The organism is Vibrio sp. SALL6, from assembly GCF_002002385.1.
In the GTDB taxonomy this organism is placed as follows: Bacteria; Pseudomonadota; Gammaproteobacteria; order Enterobacterales; family Vibrionaceae; genus Vibrio; species Vibrio parahaemolyticus.
On sequence record NZ_MQVK01000036.1, the window covers coordinates 1 to 23,237 of the forward strand.

Here is a 23,237-nt window from a genome sequence, read left to right on the forward strand (position 1 = left end):
TCTATATTGTTAAAGAGCTTTTCCTGTTGAGCTTTGCTCAAAACAGGACGGCCATTTTAGCGAGTTAAAGTTTAGTGTCAATCACTTTTTTCAAACTTTCTTCAAGCGTTTCCGCTTGGCTAATTTGGCTTGCTAACTTCAACTTCGTTTCTTTCGAAGCGTTGCCGTGTCAGCGAGGTGGCATTATAGAGATTGCGATCACATTGGCAAGCCCTTTTTCACGTTTTTTTTGATTTTTTTATCGTTTGGGTGTTTTTTATTCTAAAAGGCGAGTTTTCACTACTATTCTACCTCCATGTCCCCTGTAATCGCCCCTAATAAGGAGAAAAGATGAGCTCAATTAGAAGCTACAAAGGTATAAAGCCTCAACTTGGTGAGCGTGTTTACGTTGACTCAACCTCAGTGTTAGTCGGAGATATCCGTATTGGGGACGATTCTAGCATTTGGCCATTAGTAGCGGCACGAGGCGATGTGAACCACATTCACATTGGTGATCGAACGAATATTCAAGATGGCAGTGTTTTGCATGTCACCCATAAGAACTCTGAAAACCCAAACGGCTATCCACTTATTATTGGCAATGACGTTACGATTGGCCACAAAGTGATGCTGCACGGTTGTGAGATACACGATCGTGTATTGGTTGGTATGGGGGCGATTGTTTTAGATGCTGTCGTTATTGAATCAGAGGTGATGATTGGAGCGGGCAGTTTAGTACCGCCAGGAAAGAGATTAGAAAGCGGTTATCTTTATGTCGGTAGTCCAGTGAAACAAGCTCGCCCTCTATCAGAGACAGAACGAGCTTTTTTGCAAAAGTCAGCCAATAACTATGTTCAAAACAAAAACGACTACTTACATGAAGTAGAAGACTTGAACTAAAGGTCTGTTAGCCGATGATAATATGGCCTTCTTCGTTGAAGGCTTCATCTTCTATTAACTCTTCTGCTATTTCTTCCAGATCAAATCGGTAATCAATAAAAGCGGCGATCACGGCCTGCTCCGTATCTAACTCTGAGCCAGATAACTTTTCTAACTTTTGTTTCGTCACAAAGCATTCTATTAGCGCACCAGATTGTTGCGCCGCAAAGTTTACTGATTGTGATACTTCATCCCATGATTGCATGTCTGGGAATAAGATGGATTGATTCATCGCTTATTGACCTTCAAGGTTCTTTCTTAATTCACGCAAAATCTGTTTGGCTCCAGGACGAAGACCGCGCCATAACATAAAACTCTCAGCAGCTTGGCCAACTAACATACCTAAACCATCATAAGCATGTGCCGCACCGTGTTGCTTAGCCCATTGGTTAAATGTCGTATCACCTTTGCCATACATCATGTCGTAGCTTGTACTATTGGCGGCGAACACCGAGGAAGAGATCGCAGGTAACTCACCACTCAATGATGCAGACGTAGAGTTGATTATGACATCGAACTCTTCAGCAATGGTATTCATCTCTTTTGCTGTAATAGGGCCATACGCAGAAAACAATTCTGCCAATTCTTCGGCTTTGGAAAATGTACGATTAGTTATCGTTAGAGATATTGGTTTTTGATCGAGCAATGGTTTAATCACTCCTCGAGCGGCACCACCAGCTCCTATGATCAGGATGCGTGCGCCTTCTAAAACGACTTGATGTTGCAACAAGTCCTGCACTAAGCCTGCACCATCAGTGTTATCACCAATGATTTCACCATCATCAAGCTTCTTAAGTGTATTCACTGCTCCAGCAAGCTGAGCACGCTCGGTCAAACGGCTAGCAAATTGATAGGCATCTTCTTTAAAAGGCAAGGTCACGTTACAGCCTTTGCCGCCGTCAGCAAAAAATGCTTTCGCTGCCTCGATAAATCCACCCACAGGCGCACACTCTGCGGTGTATGTAAGGGACTGATTCGTTTGACGAGCAAAGAGTGTATGGATAAATGGCGACTTGCTGTGCCCGATAGGGTTACCAAACACGGCGTAACGATCGATTTGCGGGGTCATGTCCTTACCTTTATTCCTTACTTAGATATAGAGAAAACAGGGCCATCTGATTACAGATGACCCTATCACTATCTATCTATATAGAAAAGGAGATTCCGTGCTTACCATTCGCGTGGTTTCAGGTATCGCTCGTAAAGTTCAGCTTCAGGCGTTCCTGCTTCTGGTTCGTAGCGGTACTCCCAGCGAGCTAACGGCGGCATCGACATCAGAATCGACTCGGTACGCCCACCACTTTGTAAACCGAATAAAGTGCCACGGTCGTACACTAAGTTGAACTCAACATAACGACCACGACGGTAAAGTTGGAATTCACGTTCACGCTCGCCATATTCGATGTCTTTACGACGAGACACGATCGGCAAGTAAGCTTGGCAATAGCCTTCACCCACCGCTTTGATGTAGTCAAAACACTTATCAAACTCCCAGTGATTCAAATCATCAAAGAACAAACCACCAACACCACGAGTTTCGTTTCGATGTGGCAAGAAGAAGTACTTATCACACCACGCTTTGTGTTCTGCATATACTTCTTCACCAAATGGGGCACAGATTGCCTTAGCTGTATCGTGCCATGACTGACAATCTTCTTCGAAAGGATAGAAAGGAGTCAGGTCGAAACCACCACCAAACCACCAAATTGGCTCTTCGCCCTCTTTCTCTGCGATAAAGAAACGTACATTCGCATGAGAAGTTGGGACGTAAGGGTTTTTGGGATGGATAACCAAAGAGACCCCCATCGCTTCAAAGCGGCGACCAGCTAGCTCCGGACGATGAGCCGTCGCAGATGCTGGCATTTCTTTCCCTTCCACATGCGAGAAGTTCACCCCACCTTGCTCGAAAACAAGACCATCACGCAGAACACGTGAGCGCCCACCGCCACCAAGACGTTCGCCCGGTTCACGATGCCATGCATCTTCGACAAAGACGGCCTTTCCATCTTCTTGTTCTAACTGCTGACAAATGGAGTCCTGAAGTGACATCAGGAACTGCTTTACGGCGTACTTATCGATTGCTGACATACGTTATTACCTATTACGTGATACCTATTGATGGCTGGCAAGCAGGGTTAGCCCTGTCTTAATATTTGTGAAGTTTTGGCGTCACGAATCTCGCTGGGTTTATCACGGCCGCTGGTTTCACCACGAAGAATGGCCACCAGCTTGTCACCCAATTGCTGCTCTACCTCTTCCGTGGTCATACACGGTGGCAAGCCGGAAAGATTCGCGCTAGTAGAGGTTAACGGCTTTCCGAATGCATTACACATCTTTTGAACCAAAGGATGATCAGTCACACGAACTGCAATTGAATCAAACTGTCCTGAAACCCAGTTGGATACTTTATCGCTCGCTGGCATGATCCAAGTGTATGGACCAGGCCAAGTTGCATGAACGGTCGCTAATTGTTCTGGAGTCAGTTGAGATTCATCAATATATGGCAAGAGCTGCTCATAACTTGCGGCGATCAGAATCAGCCCTTTTTCCACCGGACGCTGCTTGAGATCCAGCAGTTTTTGAATTGCTTCTGGGTTATCTGGATCGCATCCGACACCAAAAACCCCTTCTGTTGGGTAGGCAATCACTTCGCCTTGTTGTAGTGCGTTGAGCACTTGTTCAAAGTTATCCACCGAATACTTCCTGATTGTCTGACTGTATTATTTTCACTAAGTGTACAAATATTCATTCTCAGACACTAAAGCAATTTTTTTATAAAATGTATCAATAGCGTCAACAACAAGACGCAAACGTTTGCTTGAGATAAAAATCCCCGTATAATGCGCACAAATTTATCAGCTCACCTAATTTTGCAGCTTGAAGGAGTTTGAGATGAAAGTCGGTATCATCATGGGTTCTAAATCCGATTGGCCAACCATGAAACTAGCAGCAGACATGCTGGATCAATTTGGCGTGTCTTACGAAACAAAGGTGGTGTCAGCTCACCGTACTCCTCAACTATTAGCCGATTACGCTAGCAGCGCGAAAGAACGCGGCATCAAAGTGATCATCGCAGGTGCCGGTGGTGCAGCTCACCTACCGGGAATGGCGGCAGCCTTCACCAGTTTGCCTGTACTTGGTGTTCCGGTTCAATCTCGCGCTCTAAAAGGCATGGACTCTTTGCTATCTATTGTACAAATGCCAAAAGGCATTGCAGTCGGCACGTTAGCGATTGGCGAAGCGGGCGCTGCAAACGCGGGCATCTTAGCGGCACAAATCCTAGGCACTCATGACGAAAGCATCATGGCGAAGGTAGAAGCGTTCCGCAATGAACAGACGGAAACCGTACTGGCTAACCCAAATCCAGCTGAGGATTAATCAGATGCATGTACTGGTTCTCGGATCAGGTCAGTTGGCTCGCATGATGTCTCTGGCTGGTGCACCACTGAACATCCAAATCTCGGCTTACGATGTCGGTAGCGGTAACGTTGTCCATCCTCTTACCCAACAGGTGCTTGGTCATGGTTTGGAAAATGCCATTGAACAAGTGGATGCGATCACCGCAGAATTCGAACATATTCCTCACGATGTACTCGACATCTGTGAATTAAGTGGCAAGTTCCTCCCTAGTACCGCAGCCATCAAAGCAGGCGGTGACCGCCGTGTTGAAAAAGCGCTACTCGATAATGCTGGCGTGCGTAATGCAAAGCACTACGTGATTGAGACACGTGAAGATCTTGAACGCGCAATTGAACATGTTGGCATACCTATGGTGCTGAAAAGTGCATTGGGTGGTTACGATGGTAAAGGCCAATGGCGCTTGAAAGAAGCGGCTCAGATCGAGACGATCTGGGCAGAAATGGCGGAGTGCATTGCAGCAACACCAACTCAAGCCATTGTGGCAGAGGAGTTTGTGCCATTTAATCGTGAAGTCTCTTTAGTTGGTGCGCGTGGCAAAGACGGCAGTGTTGAAGTGTACCCTCTAGCAGAAAACGTTCATACCAATGGTGTATTGAGCCTTTCTACTGCTATTGATGCACCAGAGTTGCAAGCCCAAGCTAAGCAGATGTTCACGGCCGTCGCAGATAGCCTGGATTACGTTGGCGTATTGGCACTCGAGTTCTTTGATGTCGATGGCACACTGTTAGTCAATGAGATTGCCCCACGCGTGCACAACTCCGGTCACTGGACACAGCAAGGTGCAGAAACTTGTCAGTTTGAAAACCATCTGCGCGCAGTATGCGGCTTGCCGTTAGGCAGCACCAAACTGATTCGAGAAACCTCAATGGTGAATATTCTTGGTGAAGATACGTTACCAGAAGCATTGCTCGCCATGGATGGTTGTCACATCCATTGGTACGGCAAAGAGAAACGTGAAGGACGCAAAATGGGTCACATCAACGTATGCGGTGACTACCCAGGAGAATTGCACCGTAGATTGTGCGCTCTCGCGGATGTCTTAGATCCAATGGCATTCCCAGCCGTGCACGAGTTTGCGAAACAAGCATAACGCTAAAATCTAGCCCCAAAAATCACAAAGGGTCGCACGATGCGACCCTTTTTAATTCCTTTGATGTATTTACCCTTGTTGGGTGTGCTGGCACTTACGGTTGGCACATTGCAATTTCACACCACTGGCGAGTTTCTTCTCCACCAACAAAGTAAAACCACATTCTTCGCATCTCCCTTTAACCGGAGGGAGATTAACTGCAAATTTGCATTTAGGGTAGTTATCACATGCGTAGAAAGTTTTACCAAAGCGCGTTTTACGCTCAACTAAATGACCTTTACCACATTCAGGACACGCGTGTTGCTCTTGCGGCTGCTTTTCTGGCTCAGGTTGATTAATCGACTCAATATGATGGCACGCCGGATAGTTACTGCAACCAACAAACATGCCATAACGCCCTTGGCGTAATACCAACTCGTTACCACAATCTGGACAAGGAACGCCAAGCTCTTTGACGATGTGTCCATCATTGTTGTGCAGGGCTTTGATGTAATCACAGCTTGGGTAGTGGCTACAGCCAAGAAAGGGGCCGTGTTTGCCATGTTTGAGGGTCAACTCGCTGCCACATTTAGGACACGGCTCGTGTTCCAATGCATGTTCATGGGCAGAGAAAAGGGTGTTGTCGATTTTACTACTCATACTTACCGTTTCGTGAAAAACACACCAAAAGACAAGCTCGCGTTCTTGCTAGCTAAACTCGAACTTGCCTAGATTGGGTTAGTGAAGAATCCCTTGTTCCTTGGTGTACAACAGCTCTTCCATTAGCGTATAAGCGTTTTCATTACCAGGCACATTAAACAGCACCATCAAAATGATCCATTTGAGGTCTTCAAGCTCAAACTCGCTCGTTTCTAGCCCCATCACTCGGTCAATCACCATTTCACGAGTTTCTGTCGTCAACACATTGATTTGCTCAAGGAACAATAAAAAGCCTCGGCACTCCAAATCCAAACGCTGCATCTCTTTCGCAGTGTAGATACGAGTCGATGATGACGCGATACAAGCCGAAATCGCAGAAGATGTATCACTTTGCTGCAGCGCCGCGAGCTCTTCTAACCAGACAAGGGCTTTGTAGATATCTTTTTGTTGGAAGCCTGCGCGAAGCAATTCTTCTTCCAACTCGTCTTGTTCGACCTGTAACTCTGCATCGCTATGGATGTAGGTTTCGAATAGATACATCAGTATATCCATCATCATAGCTAGCCCCTCCCCTTTCGAATATAGCCACCTGAAACCGCAACAACATGCCCAGAGAGCTCAAGCTCTAAGAGCTGCATCATGACGTCTTGGACAGGTATATTGGTCCTGTTTGCAAGAATATCAACCGGTGTAGCTTCACTTCCTACGTTAGCTAACAGCTGAGGAAATGGCAATTCTTCTTCATCATTTAGCGTAGAAAATAAATCGATACTCTGATTAACAGACCAATCGAGTAAAGACTGTATTTCATCGAGGATATCTTGGGTTTTCTCTACGAGGCAGGCACCGTTGCGAATCAATTGGTTACCACCACTAGCATTGCGAGCATTAATTGAGGCCGGCAGCGCAAACACTTCTCGCCCTTGCTCAAGGGCATAACGCGCGGTAATAAGCGAGCCACTTTTCTCGGCTGCTTCCACCACTAACACACCTAACGATAAGCCGCTAATGATACGGTTTCGACGCGGAAAGTTTTCTGCGCGAGGCTTGGCATTGGGGCGAAACTCAGAAACCAGTGCGCCATTTTCTGTTACTCGCTGCGCTAAACCACGATGACGAGCAGGATAAACATGTTCTAAACCAGACCCGAGCACAGCTATCGTCTTACCACCCGCTTGTAGCGCACCGTCATGAGCATGGCCATCAATCCCAAGCGCTAAACCGCTAGTGACAATCAATTCTTGCTGAGCCAACTCTGCCGCAAATTGACGTGCATGGTGTAAACCATCAAAACTAGCGTTACGGCTGCCCACCATGGCAATTTGTGGTTGCGATAAAAAGGTAGGATTCCCCTCGACAAACAACAACGGAGGCGGAGCGACAACTTGCTTGAGTAAAGAGGGATATAAAGGATCGGCCAGCGTCAGGATGTGATGATTTGTAGAAGTGGCTAGCCACGTTAAACAAGCATCGACCTCTTTATCGGCCGAAGCCCAAGCTTGCAACTGTTTGTTCGTCAAACCAAATTGATAGAGCTGTTCAGAGGAGGAATTGATGATATTGCGAGGCGTATCTTTGGCGAGCAGCTTATTCATTTTGACCCCACCGATGCCTGGCAAGCAACTCAGCTTAAGCCAGGCAGCAAGGTCACTGTCGTTATTGCGTGGTTTCATTGGTGGTCGACTCTTGCGTCAGAGGCGAAACCACAGAGACCTCTTTATTGATGGGTTTAGTGCTGGTTGTGATCAACGCCAAGCTAAAGTACTCATAAGGACGAATGACCAGCAACTCGCCAACTTTGCTTTGAGGTAAGGTTATTTTCTTATCGAGGACACCAAACTCTTTCTTGAATTCATCGCCATCTTTGTAAACGGGATGCGCGTCTTCTTTTAAATCAAACACACTGCCTTGTTTCAGACTGTCAGACGTCCCCTTATCAATCACCACGACTTGGTTGGTTGAGCTAAAGCGAATACCTTCGATATTGCCTAGCAACTTTGCAGAACTGCCTTGTGGTGACGGCATAGGGTAGAACGTTGTTGTGAAGTCAGTGTTCTCAACCGATTGATTTGGCAACGCGATATCGTTGCGCAGGATTTCTTGCAATTGAGACGTGATCTTCAAACCAGAATAATCGCTCGAAGCCTCAACGAGCTCGCCTTTGGCAATCAAACGCAGCGCAGTGATCTCTTTAGACACATCGTCACGCGAAAAGGTTTCTACCGGTCGGTAAATAGCCCAGCCTGTAGCGGTCTGCTTGCCATCGATGTACAACACATCTTCTGCCGTCAGATACTTACTGCCTTTGCTGCTGCCCATCACTTTTGCAGCATTGTTCAACGCATCTTGATCCAGCAACCGATCCGATTTGAGATACGGCATCACCAAACCTTCCGCTACCGTTGGTACGGCTTTCTTTTCTGTGATGCGTGCTTTCGGGCTCAGCTTCTTAACCGGTTTTAGGCTCAACACGGGCTGACCGTTAATCCACACCAAAGACAGCTTATCTCCGGGATAAATTAAATGAGGGTTATCGATGTCTGGATTGACTTGCCATAAACGAGGCCACAACCACGGGCTATCTAAGTACATGGCCGAAATATCCCATAGCGTATCGCCCTTCACGACTACATACGTTTGTGGCGCATCATCTTTAACAGTCAGTGGTTTAGCATCCACATTTGCTACAGCGTTGAAAGAGAAAAGTAACGGCAACGTAACACTGGCAACGTTGCGGAAAATTCGATTCATGACCCTCGTCCTTGGTCTGTTAAGCAGGAACCAGAATGGAAATTGGTGCAAGGATGCTGTCATTTAGGCCATAAAATGTCTAGAATTGAGCCAACAAGGTTTGTGCTGTTTCGGCACAGTTCAATATTTCGAGTGAATATGTCTGTATTACAAGTATTAACATTCCCAGATGATCGCCTGCGCACGGTCGCGAAGCCTGTTGACGCGGTGACTCCTGAGATTCAAAAAATCGTCGATGACATGATTGAAACCATGTACGACGAAGAAGGTATTGGCCTTGCTGCAACGCAGGTTGATATCCACAAACGTATCGTAGTGATTGATATTTCAGAAACTCGCGATGAGCCGATGGTGCTAATCAACCCTGAGATTCTGGAAAAGCGTGGCGAAGATGGCATCGAAGAAGGCTGTCTGTCGGTACCAGGTGCACGCGCACTTGTGCCTCGCGCTGCAGAAGTTACCGTTAAGGCACTGGATCGTGATGGCAAAGAGTTCACCTTTGAAGCCGACGACCTGCTAGCGATTTGTGTTCAACACGAGCTTGATCACCTACAAGGTAAGCTATTCGTGGATTACCTATCGCCACTGAAACGCAAACGCATTCAGGACAAGCTAGCAAAAATCAAACGCTTTAACGAGAAGCAGCAAAACGCTTAATCTCGAACCATCCCAATTAGAAGGAAGTCTACCTTGAGTCAGTCTTTACGTATTGTCTTTGCAGGTACTCCGGATTTCGCCGCCCGTCACTTGGCGGCGTTGTTGTCTTCGGAGCATGAAGTAATCGCGGTTTACACAAACCCAGATCGTCCAGCGGGTCGTGGCAAGAAATTGGCTGCGCCACCGGTAAAACAACTGGCGCTGGAACATAACATCCCGGTTTACCAACCTGAAAGCTTTAAGTCCGACGAAGCGAAACAAGAACTTGCCGATCTGAACGCCGATCTCATGGTTGTCGTGGCATACGGTATGCTACTGCCACAAGCGGTTCTTGATACCCCGAAACTGGGTTGTATCAACGTACATGGTTCTATCCTACCTCGTTGGCGTGGTGCGGCTCCAATCCAACGCTCTATTTGGGCGGGCGATGCAGAAACTGGCGTGACCATCATGCAGATGGACATCGGTCTCGACACTGGTGATATGCTGAAGATTGCAACTCTGCCAATCGAAGCGACAGATACCAGCGCTTCAATGTACGAAAAATTGGCAGAGCTTGGTCCAGAAGCCCTGATTGACTGCCTAGCAGACATTGCTGCGGGTAAAGCAGTGCCAGTGAAGCAAGACGATGAGCTAGCGAACTATGCGAAAAAACTCAGCAAAGAAGAAGCACGCATCAACTGGAACGACGATGCGGCGCACATTGAGCGCTGCGTTCGTGCATTTAACCCATGGCCAATGAGCCACTTTGAAGCGGCAGAAAACAGCATCAAAGTATGGCAAAGCCGTGTGGCAGAGCAAACCAGTGACAAGCCAGCCGGCACCATCGTGCAAGCAGATAAAACCGGTATTTATGTTGCGACAGGCAACGGCGTACTGGTGCTAGAGCAACTGCAAGTTCCTGGCAAAAAAGCCATGTCAGTTCAGGATATTCTGAACTCACGTGCAGCTTGGTTTGAAGTCGGCACTCTGCTGGTTTAAGCCATACTAGGGGTTATTATCCCCAATAATACGAACTTTTAGAGGGCAGAGATGCCCTCCTTTACTTTAAGGTACTCATCATGAATGTTCGCGCTGCGGCTGCTAACGTCCTGTATCTTGTCGTCGACAAGGGCCACTCACTTTCAAGCGCTCTTCCAGCGGCTCAACAAACGGTACGACCTCGTGACCACGCTCTGCTACAAGAGATCTGTTACGGTGCGCTACGTTACCTACCTCGCCTAGAAATGATCGCAAACCAGTTGATGGATAAGCCGCTCAAAGGCAAACAACGTGTATTCCATCACCTAATTCTGGTTGGCATTTACCAACTGAGCTTCATGCGTATTCCTGCGCACGCAGCAGTCGGTGAAACGGTTGAAGGCACTAAAGAGCTGAAAGGTCCTCGTCTGCGTGGTTTGATTAACGCTGTATTGCGTAACTACCAACGCAACCAAGAAGAACTCGACCAAATGGCCGTCAGCAACAACGCTGGCAAATACGGTCACCCAAGCTGGTTACTAAAACTGCTGCAAGAGGCCTACCCACAGCAATGGGAAAGCATTGTTGAAGCGAACAACCAAAAAGCGCCAATGTGGCTGCGTGTGAACCATCAACACCACACTCGTGATGAATACCTTGCGCTACTCAAAAATGAAAACATTGATAGCACGCCACACACAGAAGCAATGGACGCCATAAAATTGGCCGCACCATGTGATGTGATGAAGCTACCTGGTTTTGATAAAGGTTGGGTTTCGGTGCAAGATGCGGCGGCGCAGCTTTCGATCAACTACCTAAAACCACAAGACGGCGAACTGATTTTAGATTGCTGTGCTGCGCCAGGTGGCAAGACTGCGCACATTCTAGAGCGCACGTCGGGCAGTGAAGTGGTCGCGATTGACTGCGACGACACACGCCTGAAACGTGTGCATGAAAACCTGAAGCGTCTCAACCTTCAGGCAAAAGTGGTTTGCGGTGATGCGCGTAATCCACAAGAATGGTGGCAAGGTGAGCAATTTGATCGCATTTTGCTGGATGCCCCATGTTCTGCGACTGGCGTGATTCGTCGTCACCCAGACATCAAATGGCTACGTCGTGCAGACGACATCGCCGCATTAGCAGAGCTACAAAGTGAAATTTTTGATGCCATGTGGACGCAACTGAAACCCGGCGGCACAATGGTTTACGCGACTTGTTCAATCACACCGCAAGAAAACGTGGAGCAAGTAAAAGCGTTTTTAGCACGTACCGCGGATGCGCAACTGCTGGATTCTGATCCCGACCAGCCTGGTCGTCAAATTCTACCAGGCGAAGAAGATATGGATGGTTTCTACTACGCAGTGCTAACTAAAACACACGCGTAACAGCATGCTAAATAGGGCGATTGGAGTGATTTCAATCGCCTTTTTCAGATAACGAGAAAAGAGTATGAAGATCATTATTCTTGGTGCAGGTCAGGTTGGCGGCACACTGGCAGAAAACCTAGTGGGTGAAAACAACGACATCACCATCGTCGACAACAATGCCGACCGACTGCGTGAACTGCAGGACAAATACGACCTGCGTGTGGTCAATGGCCATGCGAGCCACCCAGACGTGCTGCACGAAGCTGGCGCGCAAGACGCCGATATGCTCGTCGCAGTAACCAACACTGATGAAACCAACATGGCCGCCTGTCAGGTCGCGTTCACTCTATTCAACACCCCAAACCGCGTTGCACGTATTCGCTCTCCAGAATACTTGGCAGAAAAAGAAGCCCTGTTTAAATCTGGCGCCATTCCTGTCGATCACCTTATAGCCCCAGAAGAACTCGTTACGAGCTACATCGAACGTCTGATCCAATACCCGGGCGCGCTGCAAGTGGTGAGCTTTGCTGAACAGAAAGTCAGCCTAGTGGCGGTAAAAGCCTACTACGGTGGCCCGTTGGTGGGTAACGCGCTGTCTGCTTTGCGTGAGCACATGCCGCACATTGATACCCGTGTGGCAGCGATTTTCCGTCAAGGCCGTCCGATTCGCCCGCAAGGCACCACCATTATTGAAGCCGATGATGAAGTGTTCTTCGTCGCCGCAAGCAACCACATTCGCTCTGTAATGAGTGAGCTACAGCGCCTAGAAAAACCTTACCGCCGCATCATGATTGTTGGCGGGGGTAACATCGGCGCAAGCTTGGCAAAACGCCTAGAGCAAACTTACAGCGTGAAGCTGATTGAGCGCGACTATCAGCGTGCAGAAAAGCTGTCTGAGCAATTAGAGAACACCATCGTGTTCTGTGGCGATGCCGCAGACCAAGAGCTACTGACTGAAGAAAACATCGACCAAGTTGACGTATTCATCGCTCTCACCAACGAAGATGAAACCAACATCATGTCCGCTATGCTGGCAAAACGCATGGGCGCGAAGAAAGTGATGGTACTGATCCAACGCGGCGCGTACGTTGACTTAGTCCAAGGCGGCGTGATTGATGTGGCCATCTCACCACAGCAAGCGACCATTTCCGCCTTGCTGACGCACGTTCGCCGTGCAGACATCGTAAACGTATCGTCATTACGTCGCGGTGCGGCGGAAGCTATCGAAGCCGTAGCGCACGGTGACGAAACCACATCCAAAGTGGTTGGCCGAGCGATTGGTGACATTAAACTGCCACCGGGAACCACCATTGGTGCTGTCGTTCGTGGCGAAGAAGTTCTTATCGCACACGATCGTACCGTCATCGAGCAAGATGACCACGTCGTGATGTTCTTGGTCGACAAAAAGTACGTACCAGACGTCGAAGCGCTGTTCCAGCCGAGCCCATTCTTCCTCTAGGATTTTCCTATGGTCAACTTACGTCCCGTACTGTTTGTTATCGGGCTGGTTTTATCCAAACTGGCCCTTTTTATGTACGTGCCGACTTTGGTCGCTTTCTTCACAGGTACGGGCGGTTTCCTCGATTTCGCCCAAGCCGTTGTGATCACGCACCTTGCCGCCTTCATTTGTTTGACGATTGGCCGAACCGCCAAGTTCAAACTCAGTGTGCGCGACATGTTCCTCATCACCAGTTTGGTCTGGACCATCGCCAGCGCGTTCGCCGCGTTGCCATTTGTGTTCATTAACCACATCAGCTTCACCGATGCCTACTTCGAAACCATGTCGGGGATCACCACCACGGGCTCCACAGTGCTCAGTGGCTTGGACAACATGGCGCCGAGCATTTTGTTATGGCGCTCGATTCTGCAATGGCTTGGCGGTATCGGCTTTATCGTAATGGCGGTGGCAATCCTACCCATGTTGAACGTCGGTGGTATGAAGCTGTTCCAAACGGAATCGTCTGACTGGTCAGATAAAAGCAGCCCAAGAGCCAAAACCGTAGCGAAGAACATCGTGTTGGTGTATCTGATCTTAACGGGCATGTGCATTGGTGGTTATGTTCTGACGGGCATGAACCTGTTTGAAGCGATCAACCACGCCTTTACCACCCTATCTACCGGTGGTTACTCGACCTCCGATAGCTCGATGAACAACTTCTCCAACGGCGCGCACTGGGTCGCGACCACTTTCATGTTCTTGGGCGGTCTGCCATTTCTATTGTTTGTTGCCGCTCTACGCAAACGCAGCATCGATATTCTGGTCAAAGATGCACAGGTACGAGGCTTTGCATACTTGTTCTTGTTCTCAAGCTTGGTGGTTGCCGCTTGGCTAGTGATTCGCGATGGTTACACCATTTTGGATGCCCTGCGAGTGTCGATGTTCAACATCGTTTCTGTGGTGACAACCACTGGGTTCGGCTTGGAAGATTTCACCGCTTGGGGCGCTCTGCCAACCACGCTCTTTGCCTTCTTAATGATGGCTGGGGCATGTTCTGGCTCAACCGCAGGCGGGATTAAAATCTTCCGTTTCCAAATTGCTATGACGCTGTTGAACAAACAGATCATGAAACTGATTCATCCATCCGGCGTTTTCGTGCAACGTTACAACCAACGTCCTGTGAACGACGACATCGTGCGCTCTGTGGTGGCGTTTGGGTTGATGTTCTTTATCACCATAATCTTTATCGCTGGCTGTTTAAGTGCCCTTGGTCTTGATCCCGTGACCAGCATTTCTGGCTCAATCACCGCCGTTGCCAACGTGGGTCCTGGCATGGGTAGCGTGATCGGCCCAACCGGTAACTTCGCGCCACTACCAGATGCCGCTAAATGGCTTCTAAGCTTTGGTATGTTGATGGGCCGCTTGGAAATTCTGACTATTCTTGTACTGTTCTTCCCTGCGTTTTGGCGCCGTTAAGCAGACACAAATAAAAGGTATAACAATGAAAACATGGATCACTCTGGCGACCCTACTCGCCACCTCATCCGCCTACGCCGCTGAAGTCGTCACTTTAGCCGACGGTCGAGAAGTGAAGTTGAACGATGACTTTACTTGGGAATACGTGATGACACGTTCTGCGCCAAAAGAGGCCGTAGCCCAAACCACAACAAGCGCGGTTGAAACTGTCGCAGCTCCTGCGATTGCGACAATTCCGGTCGTAACAAAAACCGTCGGTACCACCGTGGTTGTGAACGCGAAAAAGCCAACCATGCAGTTGTCAGACTCAGGGGTCGACGTACTGATTGGCTCTGCGAGCTACGAAAGTGGTGAACTGGTACTGCCAACGTCTATCACCAACCAAAGCTCTCAATCTGTCATTCAGGTGGAAGTTGAGGTACAAGTGTTTGATATGTCTGGCAAGCAGCTGACGAAAGAAAAGGTCACGGTTTGGCAATCCATCAAACGAATGGCGGATACCTACCTGCGACCACAGCAAGCAGAACAAGGTAAGAGCATTAAACTGGCTGTGCCGCAATCTCAGCAATACCAGTTTTCAGCCAAAGTGTTAGAAGTGAAAACTCGCTAATACGGGTCTGATATTCTTTGTCGAGCGTATCTTGCCACGCTGACGGGTGAGGCTTAGGTCGCTAAGTTTAGATAGGCTCGACAAAGTAATAAATCGCGAAGAAGTGACACACACAACCCGCTAAAACGAAGCCGTGCCAAATCGCATGGTTAAAGGGGATACGCTTCGCAACGTAGAAAATCACCCCTAGCGAGTACACCAAACCGCCCACCGCAAGCAGCGTAAGTCCACCGATATCCAGATTGATCGCCAACTGATAAATCACAATCAACGACAGCCATCCCATCACCAAATAAGTCATCAGCGACAACTTCTTAAAGCGATAAACAAATGCGACCTTCATGATGATGCCGAGCAGAGCAATGCTCCAGATAACGATCATCAAGCCAAACGCAAGTGGCGTGCGTAAACTCACCAACAAAAATGGCGTGTAACTGCCAGCAATAAGCAGATAAATAGCGCAATGGTCGAAGGTTTTCAGCCAGCGTTTCGCTTTAGGATGAGGGATCGCGTGGTACAGCGTTGAGGCTAAAAACAGCACAATAATACTGGAGCCGTAGATCGCCATGCTTGTCACGGTCAATGTGTCAGCTTGGTGGTTTGTCGCTTTGATTAACAACAGGATTAACCCGACAATGCCGAAAATCATCCCAATACCGTGCGTGATGGTGTTGGCAAGCTCTTCACTTTGACTGTATTGAGGTTTCTGCGGTGAGGACATCAATGCGCCTATACTAGAGTTTGGAATATTCGCTCTAGTATGGCACATTAAGCGTACACGTGTAAGCTAAAATTAAGACTCGTGAATCGCGGTCGTTTGGTCGAGGTAATTAAGGACAAGCTCACCCACTTCTTCCAAGTTTGTTGTCACCGGAATACACAGTTCGCGCTTGAGTTTTCCACTGCCGAGCAAGCTGGCAAGCATACCGCGAGAGCCACTGCGAGTGCGGTCAATCTCAAACCAAAGCTTGAGATTTTGCTCATCGCGATGCGCGACAAACTCTAACTCGCGCCATACGCCATGATACGGGCCATCAGTGGGCACCATTTCAAACTCTTGTACAAATGGCAGTTCGAAACCTTTTACCTCTTCACATTCGACTTGGCGAATACGCAAGCCTTGGGCTTCAAACGCTGACAATATGGCATCCATAAGTGGGTCGGGTCTAACGGTGAGAATGTCTTTGTCGGTAGGGTCAAGCGCCATCGCCACATCTAAGCCGGTTTCTAGCCAGACTTTTGCATCGCCGATGGTCACTGGCGTGTTCCAAGGCACGTCGAGTTTGACGTCGAAGGTGCGCTCTTCACCAGGATGAATCGTAAAGGCGTACGGGAGATTCCATTTCGCCAAGACATGCGTTTGCGGTACTCGACGCATGCTGTGCCCTTCTCGCGCACCACGGTCGTCCGGAGCCTCTGCGATGTAGCGGCAACAAAGCTTCATATCGATATTATCGATCGCTTGTTCTGTCGCGCCACCATAAACGTGAATAGAAACATCCACACTTTGACCGGGATAAAGCACATCCTGATTTAGAATCGAATCTACCTTAGCGCTGCCGATCCCAAAGCTCGCAAGTGTCTTCTTCAAAAATGACATATGCACCTCCTTTGTCGAGATCTCATACTACTACTGCTGATCATGGGATCAAAATAAATTTTTGCGTCGATCCGAGCGACAAAATAACAAAATCGAGAGAATTCAATTGCTCAACTATCGACCAATTATAACAAGGGTGCTAACCTATACATGATATGCATGCATATCGGTATTCCTGACTCATTTATTGGACTGGCGAAAGCCAAAAGAGCCACCCTTCAAGCAGTTGAAGCTCAACTCATAATGAATCAGGCCATTACATCGGCAATGGATATGCCTGGCAGTTAGGTAATCGAATGCGCCCAACTACAGTCAGGTTCGCACACACCAATACAAGTGCAATGCGCCGCCGCAGTGGCTTCACTACTGCATCTAAGGCAAAACAAGTTGCGCCAGCTATGACACTGGTTGAGAAGACAGCAATAGTGTCGAGTGTTACAACCAAAGTTATCAAAGCAGCTTAACCAAAAGCGCGGCGCCAGCTGCGCTTTTTCTTTTCCTTCCTTTTCTATTTGTCTTCGCGATGCAATTTGATACCTTAAGCGCAAATACTTATAAATATTGTGGAGAAAGAAATGAAGTGTCATCGCATAGAAGAGCTACTTGAGCTATTAGAGCCTGAGTGGCAAAAAGACCAAGAAATGAACCTGCTGCAATTCATCGTCAAACTGGCGCAAGAGGCGGGCTACGACGGCAAGTTGGAAGATCTCTCCGACGACGTACTGATCTACCATCTTAAAATGCGCAACAGCAGCAAAGACGAAATGATCCCGGGCCTGAAGAAAGACCAAGAAGATGACTTCAAAACCGCCATCTTACGTGCTCGCGGCATCATCAAATAAACACGTCTCACGACTTTCGAAGCGACTCCTCAGAGTCGCTTTTTTATAACTAAATCAAACAGATTCTTAATACTGTTATAACTGTTCAGCCGTTTATTAGGTTAACTGTACTGACTTTTGTTGTTAAACGTAGACTGCGTTAAAGAAAAGGAATTGTTATTGCTTGTATAATCGCCGTTTATCAGTATTAACTAAAATAATTAATAGCAATGTCACAGAGCGACATCACCAGAAATGCCGCCGTACATTATAAAAAAGCCTAAGAAGGATGAGTGCATGAGTCAGGATAAGATCGATATCAAAGATGTGACTCCCAAGACTTTCAACCCGAAAACCCACAAAGGAAACGGGGATCGTTTTAACCCAAGCAATCGCATCTACGTTCGAGAAAGTAAAGGGACTTACCAAAAACTGCGTCGCTACGGTGGTTGGTTCTTACTGCTACTGTTTGCTTTGGTACCGTGGATCCCATATGGCGAGCGACAAGCGATCTTGCTTGATATCGGCAACCAGCAGTTCAACTTTTTCGGCACCACGCTTTATCCGCAAGATCTGACCCTACTCGCTCTGCTCTTTGTGATCGCCGCGTTTGGCCTGTTCTTCATTACCACCTTTTTAGGCCGAGTCTGGTGTGGCTATCTCTGCCCGCAAACCGTGTGGACCTTCATGTACATCTGGTTTGAAGAAAAACTCGAAGGCAGCGCGAATAAACGTCGCAAACAAGACGCCAATAAACTCACCGCCAACTTAGCCATGCGTAAAACACTCAAGCACATCGCTTGGTTTGCTATCGCGCTCGCCACAGGCTTCACCTTTGTTGGTTACTTTGTACCGATGAAACAGCTGGTGATTGATTTCTTCACCTTCAACGCGAACTTCTGGCCAGTATTCTGGGTGATGTTCTTTGCCATCTGTACTTACGGCAACGCAGGTTGGATGCGCTCAATCATGTGTATTCACATGTGTCCTTACGCGCGTTTTCAATCAGCGATGTTCGACAAAGACACGTTCATTGTCGGTTACGATACCAAACGTGGTGAAAAGCGCGGTCCGCGTTCACGTAAAGCCGATCCAAAACAACTGGGCTTAGGTGACTGTATTGATTGTGACCTGTGTGTGCAGGTGTGTCCAACTGGCATCGATATCCGTGACGGCTTGCAGTATGAATGTATCAACTGTGGCGCTTGTATTGATGCGTGTGACAACACCATGGATCGCATGGGCTACGAAAAAGGCTTAATCAGCTACACCACCGAACACCGTCTATCGGGCAAACACACCAAAGTGATGCGACCTAAGCTACTGGGCTACGGCGCGGTACTCTTGGTGATGATTGGTCTGTTCTTCGCTCAAATCGCCGCCGTCGATCCTGCAGGCATGAGCGTGATTCGCGACCGTAACCAACTGTTCCGCGTGAACAGCGCTGGCGAAGTAGAAAACACCTACACCCTAAAAGTGATCAACAAAACTCAACAAGTCCAAGAATACAATCTGGATGTAAAAGGATTGAACGATGTGAGTTGGTACGGCAAACAAACAATTCAAGTTGAGCCAGGGGAAGTGTTGAACTTGCCAATGAGCCTTGGTGCCGATCCTGACAAGCTAAACTCTGCGATCACCACAATTCAGTTTATACTCACCGATAAGAGCAACGAATTCACTATCGAAGTTGAAAGTCGGTTTATCAAAAAGCTGTAACGACAACGTCGATAATTAATGGAAAAAGGCTCAGTAATGAGCCTTTTTATTTATATGTCCCAAAGTATGTTTAACTTTGACGCCCTCACCCCTGATTTCATGTGGTACGCGTTAGAAAGCATTGGCATTCGTGCTGAATCAGGCTTTCTGCCTCTCAACAGCTACGAAAACCGTGTGTATCAATTTACCGATGAAGAGCGTCGTCGCTACGTCGTGAAGTTCTATCGTCCGGAACGTTGGAGCAACGAGCAGATTCAAGAAGAGCACGATTTCACGCTTGAGCTGATTGATAACGAAATCCCCGTCGCCCCACCCGTACGCATCAATGGCAACACCCTGCACCACTATCAAGGCTATGGGTTCGCTCTCTTCGAAAGCGTGGGCGGTCGTCAGTTTGAAGTCGATAACTTAGAGCAGCTTGAAGGAGTTGGTCGCTTTTTAGGACGCATCCATAAAGTCGGCAGCCGACAAGCTTTTCAACATCGCCCTACCATTGGTTTGCAAGAGTATCTCTACCAACCACGTGAGATTTTGCAAAACGCCAATATGATCCCGATGCATTTAGAAAACAGCTTTTTCAATGACTTGGACATGCTCATCAAAGCCATCGAAAACCACTGGCAAGGCAGCTTCGCAACGATTCGTCTGCATGGCGATTGCCATCCGGGTAACATCTTGTGGCGCGACGGCCCAATGTTTGTCGATTTAGATGACTCGCGCAACGGCCCTGCCGTACAAGATTTGTGGATGCTACTTAACGGCGAACGCCAAGATAAGCTGATGCAACTGGACATCATTTTAGAGGCGTATCAAGAGTTTTGCGACTTTAACGCCGCGGAATTGAAACTAATCGAGCCGCTTCGCGGTCTACGAATGGTGCACTATATGGCATGGCTAGCAAAACGTTGGCATGACCCGGCATTTCCACTCGCTTTTCCATGGTTTAATGAGCCAAAATACTGGGAAGGTCAGGTCCTTGCATTTAAAGAGCAGATTGCCAGCTTAGAAGAAGCACCACTGTCTTTAATGCCTCAATGGTAAGTCAGGCCGAACAATTCAAAATGGAGATATTTAGATGAAAAAACTGTTCGCACTGTTTTCTATGCTGATGCTAAGCCTGTCGGCACATGCAGCGCAATTCAAAGAAGGTGAACATTACAAAGTATTGGATCTTGAGGTATCAAAGAAGCCTTTAGTGACTGAGTTCTTCTCATTCTACTGCCCACACTGTAATACCTTTGAACCAGTTATCCAGCAGCTTAAAAAGCAGCTACCTGAAGGCACCAAACTGCAAAAGAACCACGTGTCTTTCATGGGTGGCAACATGGGCCCTTCAATGAGCAAAGCATTCGCCACGATGGTCGCAATGAAGGTTGAAGATCAAATGGTGCCAGTGATGTTTAACCGCATCCACAACATGCGCAAACCACCACGTGACGACGCTGAACTTCGCCAAATCTTCCTAGATGAAGGCATAGACGCGAAGAAATTTGACGCGGCTTACAACGGCTTCGCGGTTGATTCGATGGTTCGTCGTATGGACAAGCAGTTCGAAAACAGCGGTTTGACAGGCGTTCCTGCGGTTATCGTAAATAACAAATACCTAGTTCAAGCACAAAGCATTAAATCAATGGATGAGTACTTTGCACTGGTGAACTACTTGCTAACGCTAAAATAAGCGCAACGCACAGAAAACAGGGGAGCACATGGCTCCCCTTTTTATTTGTGAATCTCTTGTAGCAGTTGGTCTTTCTCTTGCCACACATCCCCTAACCATTGCTGGAATTGGCGCTTGTACGGCTTGTCGTTGAAGTAATCCCCTAACACCTGCTCATCAACTGGCAACACTTTCACATGGACCACGATCTTAGTCATGCGCCCCATCAGCATGTCTTTAAAAGGTTTGTCCGTATTCTCTGGATACGCGAGGGTCACATCGATGATGTTCTCAAATTGCTCGCCCATTGCCGCCAACGTGTAAGCAATACCGCCTGACTTGGGTTGTAACAGGTATTGGTAGCCCGCTTTGCTTTTACGCTGCTTCTCTTCAGTAAAGCGTGTACCTTCCACGTAGTTCACAACCGTGGTTGGAGTATGCTTGAACTTGGCACACGAACGACGTGTGGTTGCCAAATCTTGGCCACGTTTGTGAGGGTTACGAATTAAATACTCACGAGAGTAACGACGCATGAAAGGCATGTCTAACGCCCAACATGCCATACCAATAAACGGCACATACAGCAGTTGTTGTTTGAGGAAAAACTTCGGCATTGGAATGCGATCTTTAAATACGCAGCACAGCACAACAATATCCGTCCAACTGAGGTGATTGCTGATCAGCAAATACCAACCATCTTTTTTCAGATTCTCGATGCCTTGAACGTCCCACTCCACACGGTTAGACAAGGCAAGAATCCCCGCATTGACGGTCGCCCAAATCCACATCACTTTGTTGGCAGCTTCCGTCCCTTTAGCTTTTAACTGCGCGGTCGGAAATAGGATCTTAAAAATAGCGATGACACAAATTACGAGTGAACAAATCGCAGAATTGAGGATCACAAAAGAAGCGTTAAAAAAAAATAACAAATATGCCAACATGATAACCAAACAACAGTGATAAGGTGTGAGTAATAAAACAGCGTGTAATTATACTGCTCCGTTGCCACATTGGAACATTTGTGAGAATGGTCAGATTTGTTTTATGTAAAACCAAACTCATATCAAAATCACAATATTCATTCGACAACAAGGAGATAACGAATGAAACCAAGGCTAACCCTTTTGCCTTTGGCCTTTGTCGTCAGTGCTACTCAGGCTCAACTCGCTGAAACTGCAGGGTTCAGCGGCGAAATATCAATCAATGCTGGTGTGATTTCATCGGAATCGAACTTTAATACCGACAACAGCAAAACCATCGACTCGTTAAACCAAAGCGCTGAAAGCGACACAACCGTCATCGCAGCGCCGCTCGGAAGTATCGCCTACACGTTTGGTCACCAGCTCAACCACCAAGTGTATGCTGGTACAACGCGTTCCGATGTGGCAGTCGGTACACTGGCTTTTCAATTAGGCTATCAGTACGAACTACCGTCAGGCACCGTATTGGATGTCTCTTACCTTCCGACCGTCCTCAAAGGCGAAACGTGGCGTAATCCTTATCAAGTGGGTACGGCTCGTAAAACAACGGATGAAGGTGGTAACGCCTATCGATTTCAAATCAAAGGTTTGGTCGATAGAAACTTCACCCTTGATTTAGCTTATGCCGATAAAGATGTCGAACAAGATGAAGTCACCGACCATTCACTCGCGCGTGATGCCAGTATTTATTACGTAAAAGGCGAATATCGTATTTCACTAGACCAAACATCGCTACTGCAACCCGCGTTCACCTACATCAACCAAGATGCGGATGGAAAAGCAGAATCGTATGACTCTTATGCCTTTGACGTAAGTTGGTTTAAATTCATCAACCGTCATCGTTTAGCCTTAACCGCAGGCTATGCACTCAAAGATTATCAATCGGCTAGCCAAACTTTTGCGAAAACGCGCAGTGATGACACCTTGAGCTTGTTTGCCGCTTACGAATACCAAAACGTGTTTGATTGGCAGAACTGGTCGTTCATTTCCTTCGCGGGTTATAGCCAAACCGATTCAAACATCACCTTTTATGACGAAAATGAATACCTTTTGTCGTTAGGCTTTAACTACAGCTTCTAACATGGTTCTCGCGGCGAACATGTGAATACTCGCCGCGAACTCCTCTCAAATGAC

The 23,237-nt window shown here is 47.7% G+C and carries 25 protein-coding genes; 14 read left to right on the top strand and 11 right to left on the bottom strand.

All coding sequences use genetic code 11. The features are described 5' to 3' along the window. Positions 1–330: 330 nt before the first annotated feature. A complete protein-coding gene (locus BIW15_RS20815; RefSeq protein WP_005461433.1) occupies positions 331–879 on the top strand; it encodes a gamma carbonic anhydrase family protein in 549 nt (182 codons plus the stop codon). Between the two features lie 7 nt (positions 880–886). Here BIW15_RS20815 and BIW15_RS20820 read toward each other — a convergent pair whose 3' ends face one another. From BIW15_RS20820 to BIW15_RS20835, 4 genes are all read right to left on the bottom strand, one after another. After that, on the bottom strand, positions 887–1,150 hold the full coding sequence (locus BIW15_RS20820; protein WP_005497408.1) for a DUF1488 domain-containing protein: 264 nt from the start codon (positions 1,148–1,150) through the stop codon (positions 887–889). Between the two features lie 3 nt (positions 1,151–1,153). Continuing rightward, complete coding sequence (aroE, locus tag BIW15_RS20825) at positions 1,154–1,987, bottom strand: shikimate dehydrogenase (RefSeq protein ID WP_029823249.1); 834 nt, start codon at positions 1,985–1,987, stop codon at positions 1,154–1,156. Between the two features lie 101 nt (positions 1,988–2,088). Then, positions 2,089–3,006, bottom strand: a complete 918-nt coding sequence (hemF, locus tag BIW15_RS20830) for an oxygen-dependent coproporphyrinogen oxidase (RefSeq protein WP_024699626.1) — start codon at positions 3,004–3,006, stop codon at positions 2,089–2,091. A 47-nt stretch (positions 3,007–3,053) separates the two neighbouring features. Beyond that, positions 3,054–3,611, bottom strand: a complete 558-nt coding sequence (locus BIW15_RS20835) for an L-threonylcarbamoyladenylate synthase (RefSeq protein WP_015297509.1) — start codon at positions 3,609–3,611, stop codon at positions 3,054–3,056. Positions 3,612–3,810: 199 nt separating this feature from the next. Between BIW15_RS20835 and purE the strand changes: the two genes are divergently transcribed. Then, complete coding sequence (gene purE / locus BIW15_RS20840; protein WP_005394016.1) at positions 3,811–4,296, top strand: 5-(carboxyamino)imidazole ribonucleotide mutase; 486 nt, start codon at positions 3,811–3,813, stop codon at positions 4,294–4,296. 4 nt (positions 4,297–4,300) lie between these two features. Beyond that, positions 4,301–5,428 carry a 5-(carboxyamino)imidazole ribonucleotide synthase gene (locus tag BIW15_RS20845; RefSeq protein ID WP_077281567.1) on the top strand — a complete coding sequence of 376 codons (1,128 nt, stop codon included), beginning with the start codon at positions 4,301–4,303 and terminating at the stop codon, positions 5,426–5,428. A gap of 69 nt (positions 5,429–5,497) precedes the next feature. Here the strand turns inward: BIW15_RS20845 and BIW15_RS20850 are convergent, their stop codons facing one another. The 4 genes from BIW15_RS20850 to BIW15_RS20865 form a co-directional block, all read right to left on the bottom strand. Then, on the bottom strand, positions 5,498–6,067 hold the full coding sequence (locus BIW15_RS20850) for a type I DNA topoisomerase (RefSeq protein WP_021449061.1): 570 nt from the start codon (positions 6,065–6,067) through the stop codon (positions 5,498–5,500). A 78-nt stretch (positions 6,068–6,145) separates the two neighbouring features. Further along, positions 6,146–6,625: a DUF494 family protein gene (locus tag BIW15_RS20855; RefSeq protein ID WP_005461440.1), complete on the bottom strand. Its 480-nt coding sequence runs from the start codon at positions 6,623–6,625 to the stop codon at positions 6,146–6,148. A 2-nt stretch (positions 6,626–6,627) separates the two neighbouring features. Next, positions 6,628–7,740, bottom strand: a complete 1,113-nt coding sequence (gene dprA, locus BIW15_RS20860; RefSeq protein WP_077281568.1) for a DNA-processing protein DprA — start codon at positions 7,738–7,740, stop codon at positions 6,628–6,630. Beyond that, positions 7,724–8,818 (bottom strand): LysM peptidoglycan-binding domain-containing protein, encoded by a 1,095-nt coding sequence (locus tag BIW15_RS20865; protein ID WP_005461388.1) that lies wholly within the window; start codon positions 8,816–8,818, stop codon positions 7,724–7,726. Before BIW15_RS20865 ends, dprA begins: the two co-directional genes overlap by 17 nt. Positions 8,819–8,956: 138 nt before the next feature. On the opposite strand from BIW15_RS20865, the gene def reads away from it, so the two are divergent. The 6 genes from def to BIW15_RS20895 all read left to right on the top strand — a co-directional run bounded on the left by def (position 8,957) and on the right by BIW15_RS20895 (position 15,326). Next, positions 8,957–9,475 carry a peptide deformylase gene (gene def / locus BIW15_RS20870; RefSeq protein WP_005461416.1) on the top strand — a complete coding sequence of 173 codons (519 nt, stop codon included), beginning with the start codon at positions 8,957–8,959 and terminating at the stop codon, positions 9,473–9,475. Between the two features lie 33 nt (positions 9,476–9,508). Next, the gene (gene fmt / locus BIW15_RS20875) at positions 9,509–10,456 is read left to right on the top strand and encodes a methionyl-tRNA formyltransferase (RefSeq protein ID WP_005461453.1); all 948 of its coding nucleotides are present in this window, start codon (positions 9,509–9,511) and stop codon (positions 10,454–10,456) included. Between the two features lie 80 nt (positions 10,457–10,536). Next, positions 10,537–11,820 carry a 16S rRNA (cytosine(967)-C(5))-methyltransferase RsmB gene (gene rsmB / locus BIW15_RS20880; protein WP_005394040.1) on the top strand — a complete coding sequence of 428 codons (1,284 nt, stop codon included), beginning with the start codon at positions 10,537–10,539 and terminating at the stop codon, positions 11,818–11,820. A gap of 64 nt (positions 11,821–11,884) precedes the next feature. Next, on the top strand, positions 11,885–13,261 hold the full coding sequence (trkA, locus tag BIW15_RS20885; protein WP_005461427.1) for a Trk system potassium transporter TrkA: 1,377 nt from the start codon (positions 11,885–11,887) through the stop codon (positions 13,259–13,261). Positions 13,262–13,270: 9 nt separating this feature from the next. Beyond that, positions 13,271–14,716: a TrkH family potassium uptake protein gene (locus tag BIW15_RS20890; protein ID WP_005481183.1), complete on the top strand. Its 1,446-nt coding sequence runs from the start codon at positions 13,271–13,273 to the stop codon at positions 14,714–14,716. A 25-nt stretch (positions 14,717–14,741) separates the two neighbouring features. Continuing rightward, positions 14,742–15,326 carry a DUF3157 family protein gene (locus BIW15_RS20895; RefSeq protein WP_025632357.1) on the top strand — a complete coding sequence of 195 codons (585 nt, stop codon included), beginning with the start codon at positions 14,742–14,744 and terminating at the stop codon, positions 15,324–15,326. A gap of 67 nt (positions 15,327–15,393) precedes the next feature. On the opposite strand, the gene BIW15_RS20900 is transcribed toward BIW15_RS20895, so the two are convergent. Next, positions 15,394–16,047: a hemolysin III family protein gene (locus tag BIW15_RS20900; RefSeq protein ID WP_005461458.1), complete on the bottom strand. Its 654-nt coding sequence runs from the start codon at positions 16,045–16,047 to the stop codon at positions 15,394–15,396. 72 nt (positions 16,048–16,119) lie between these two features. Next, on the bottom strand, positions 16,120–16,926 hold the full coding sequence (locus tag BIW15_RS20905; protein ID WP_005497426.1) for a sporulation protein: 807 nt from the start codon (positions 16,924–16,926) through the stop codon (positions 16,120–16,122). 575 nt (positions 16,927–17,501) lie between these two features. Here BIW15_RS20905 and BIW15_RS20915 point away from each other — a divergent pair. The 4 genes from BIW15_RS20915 (at position 17,502) to BIW15_RS20930 (ending at position 21,144) form a co-directional block, all read left to right on the top strand. Further along, positions 17,502–17,768: a YihD family protein gene (locus tag BIW15_RS20915; RefSeq protein ID WP_005461387.1), complete on the top strand. Its 267-nt coding sequence runs from the start codon at positions 17,502–17,504 to the stop codon at positions 17,766–17,768. A 276-nt stretch (positions 17,769–18,044) separates the two neighbouring features. Beyond that, positions 18,045–19,466, top strand: coding sequence for a cytochrome c oxidase accessory protein CcoG (ccoG, locus tag BIW15_RS20920; RefSeq protein ID WP_015297519.1), 1,422 nt, complete (start codon positions 18,045–18,047; stop codon positions 19,464–19,466). 54 nt (positions 19,467–19,520) lie between these two features. Continuing rightward, positions 19,521–20,507 carry a serine/threonine protein kinase gene (locus tag BIW15_RS20925; RefSeq protein ID WP_020839880.1) on the top strand — a complete coding sequence of 329 codons (987 nt, stop codon included), beginning with the start codon at positions 19,521–19,523 and terminating at the stop codon, positions 20,505–20,507. 34 nt (positions 20,508–20,541) lie between these two features. Next, positions 20,542–21,144, top strand: a complete 603-nt coding sequence (locus BIW15_RS20930; protein WP_005454748.1) for a thiol:disulfide interchange protein DsbA/DsbL — start codon at positions 20,542–20,544, stop codon at positions 21,142–21,144. Positions 21,145–21,185: 41 nt separating this feature from the next. Here the strand turns inward: BIW15_RS20930 and BIW15_RS20935 are convergent, their stop codons facing one another. Next, positions 21,186–22,064 carry an acyltransferase gene (locus tag BIW15_RS20935; protein WP_031844182.1) on the bottom strand — a complete coding sequence of 293 codons (879 nt, stop codon included), beginning with the start codon at positions 22,062–22,064 and terminating at the stop codon, positions 21,186–21,188. A gap of 162 nt (positions 22,065–22,226) precedes the next feature. Between BIW15_RS20935 and BIW15_RS20940 the strand changes: the two genes are divergently transcribed. After that, entirely contained in the window at positions 22,227–23,183 is a 957-nt protein-coding gene (locus tag BIW15_RS20940) for a DUF2860 domain-containing protein (RefSeq protein ID WP_030000072.1), read from the top strand. Positions 23,184–23,237 lie beyond the last annotated feature (54 nt).

Bases quoted from the DNA above. Each gene is read 5' to 3' on its own strand.
- BIW15_RS20930 (WP_005454748.1), top strand. From the start codon at position 20,542: ATGAAAAAACTGTTCGCACTGTTTTCTATGCTGATGCTAAGCCTGTCG.
- hemF (WP_024699626.1), bottom strand. From the start codon at position 3,006: ATGTCAGCAATCGATAAGTACGCCGTAAAGCAGTTCCTGATGTCACTT.
- rsmB (WP_005394040.1), top strand. From the start codon at position 10,537: ATGAATGTTCGCGCTGCGGCTGCTAACGTCCTGTATCTTGTCGTCGAC.
- ccoG (WP_015297519.1), top strand. From the start codon at position 18,045: ATGAGTCAGGATAAGATCGATATCAAAGATGTGACTCCCAAGACTTTC.
- def (WP_005461416.1), top strand. From the start codon at position 8,957: ATGTCTGTATTACAAGTATTAACATTCCCAGATGATCGCCTGCGCACG.
- BIW15_RS20890 (WP_005481183.1), top strand. From the start codon at position 13,271: ATGGTCAACTTACGTCCCGTACTGTTTGTTATCGGGCTGGTTTTATCC.
- purE (WP_005394016.1), top strand. From the start codon at position 3,811: ATGAAAGTCGGTATCATCATGGGTTCTAAATCCGATTGGCCAACCATG.
- BIW15_RS20815 (WP_005461433.1), top strand. From the start codon at position 331: ATGAGCTCAATTAGAAGCTACAAAGGTATAAAGCCTCAACTTGGTGAG.
- BIW15_RS20850 (WP_021449061.1), bottom strand. From the start codon at position 6,067: ATGAGTAGTAAAATCGACAACACCCTTTTCTCTGCCCATGAACATGCA.
- BIW15_RS20900 (WP_005461458.1), bottom strand. From the start codon at position 16,047: ATGTCCTCACCGCAGAAACCTCAATACAGTCAAAGTGAAGAGCTTGCC.
- BIW15_RS20940 (WP_030000072.1), top strand. From the start codon at position 22,227: ATGAAACCAAGGCTAACCCTTTTGCCTTTGGCCTTTGTCGTCAGTGCT.
- aroE (WP_029823249.1), bottom strand. From the start codon at position 1,987: ATGACCCCGCAAATCGATCGTTACGCCGTGTTTGGTAACCCTATCGGG.
- BIW15_RS20915 (WP_005461387.1), top strand. From the start codon at position 17,502: ATGAAGTGTCATCGCATAGAAGAGCTACTTGAGCTATTAGAGCCTGAG.
- BIW15_RS20820 (WP_005497408.1), bottom strand. From the start codon at position 1,150: ATGAATCAATCCATCTTATTCCCAGACATGCAATCATGGGATGAAGTA.
- BIW15_RS20925 (WP_020839880.1), top strand. From the start codon at position 19,521: ATGTCCCAAAGTATGTTTAACTTTGACGCCCTCACCCCTGATTTCATG.
- dprA (WP_077281568.1), bottom strand. From the start codon at position 7,740: ATGAAACCACGCAATAACGACAGTGACCTTGCTGCCTGGCTTAAGCTG.
- BIW15_RS20865 (WP_005461388.1), bottom strand. From the start codon at position 8,818: ATGAATCGAATTTTCCGCAACGTTGCCAGTGTTACGTTGCCGTTACTT.
- BIW15_RS20905 (WP_005497426.1), bottom strand. From the start codon at position 16,926: ATGTCATTTTTGAAGAAGACACTTGCGAGCTTTGGGATCGGCAGCGCT.
- BIW15_RS20845 (WP_077281567.1), top strand. From the start codon at position 4,301: ATGCATGTACTGGTTCTCGGATCAGGTCAGTTGGCTCGCATGATGTCT.
- trkA (WP_005461427.1), top strand. From the start codon at position 11,885: ATGAAGATCATTATTCTTGGTGCAGGTCAGGTTGGCGGCACACTGGCA.
- BIW15_RS20935 (WP_031844182.1), bottom strand. From the start codon at position 22,064: ATGTTGGCATATTTGTTATTTTTTTTTAACGCTTCTTTTGTGATCCTC.
- BIW15_RS20855 (WP_005461440.1), bottom strand. From the start codon at position 6,625: ATGATGATGGATATACTGATGTATCTATTCGAAACCTACATCCATAGC.
- BIW15_RS20895 (WP_025632357.1), top strand. From the start codon at position 14,742: ATGAAAACATGGATCACTCTGGCGACCCTACTCGCCACCTCATCCGCC.